The sequence below is a fragment of the Streptomyces sp. NPDC058664 genome (genome assembly GCF_042716635.1).
Taxonomy (GTDB): Bacteria; Actinomycetota; Actinomycetes; order Streptomycetales; family Streptomycetaceae; genus Streptomyces.
On the sequence record NZ_JBHXRW010000230.1, the window covers coordinates 1 to 1,210 of the forward strand.

The window sequence follows — 1,210 nt, forward strand, 5'->3', positions numbered from 1 at the left end:
GTGCGCGGCGTGCTTGAACTCGGTCCACCACCGGCGCCAGCGACTCGGTTCCGGGGTGCGCGGTGTCGGCTCCGGTGGAAAGCCGAGGCGCTCAGCGGGTTCCATCCGCCAGCGGCCCGTGCCGTCGACTACGAGATCGACCGGTGTCCGCCGACCGCCGACCTCGATGTTGTACCGGCGCCGGTGCGGCTGCTCGGGGTTGTCGTGGTGTCCGGCGACGACCTGGGCCGCATCGGCGAGGTCGGCCACGGCGGCAGTGCGGATCAGCAGGTCCTCGCGCAGGGCGGTGACGACATCGGCCACCGACCCGTCCAGCGTCGCGGGATCGACATCGAGCACACGCGCCCACTGATCCCGCGCGCCCCGGGCGATCAACCGGTCGACGGGCTCGGTCCGGCTGTCGTGCCAGGCAGCGGCGGCGCGCAACGCCTCGATCGCGCCCGCGCGCAACGTCAGTTCGAAGCGCAGCCTGGCGATCGTGGCGGGCAGGTTCGTCGGCGTCACCGCCTGCGCCCGCAACCCGAATTGCGCGACGAGCCTGGTCAGTGTCGCGGCGATCGGTTCGAGGACCGGTGTGTCGTGTCCCCAGATGACCGCGGTGTCGTCGTCGGGATCGATGCGTGGCGTCGGGAACGGCTGGTCATCGAGGTTGGCAAGGCCGAGCCTGCGCAGTTCGGCGTCGATCCTGGCGACCTCAGCCGGGTCCGGGTCGGTGTGCCAGGCGCGCCGCAGTAGGCGGCGCAGGCCGGTCGCGGCGTCGTCGGGGTCGGGGCCGAGCAACTGCTGGGAGCGGCTGATCTCGGCGAGCGCCTGGAGTCCGGCCAGTGGGTCGCGGGCCGAGCCGACCGCGCTGGTGAGGCCGAGATCCGCGAGCAGCTGCCCGGCGAAATCCCGGTCGTGCTCGCCCAATCGGGGCGCGTCTTCCGCCTCGGGGACATTGCCGAGGAAGCGGCGCACCGCGTGCATCAGCTCGCCGTCGGGCACACCGAGCGGCGGGCGACCCGACATCGGAATCGGCGGGGCCACCGGGGGGAGGTCGCCGTCGCCGGTCGGGCTCACGGTCCCCGATGGGTCCACCGTCCCGGTCGGGCTCACCGTCCCCGGCGGATTCATAGTCCCCGCCGGATTCACCGTCCCCGCCGGATTCACCGTCCCCGCCGGATTCACCGACCCCGCCGGATTCACCGTCCCCGCCGGATTCACCATCCCG

The 1,210-nt window shown here is 73.0% G+C and carries 1 protein-coding gene; it reads right to left on the reverse strand.

Annotated features, from left to right (window positions below; translation table 11 throughout):
• Positions 1 to 1,059 (reverse strand): hypothetical protein (locus ACFWUY_RS41785; RefSeq protein ID WP_384122351.1); only part of this gene is annotated, 1,059 nt, incomplete at its 3' end.
• Between the last annotated feature and the right edge of the window lie 151 nt (positions 1,060 to 1,210).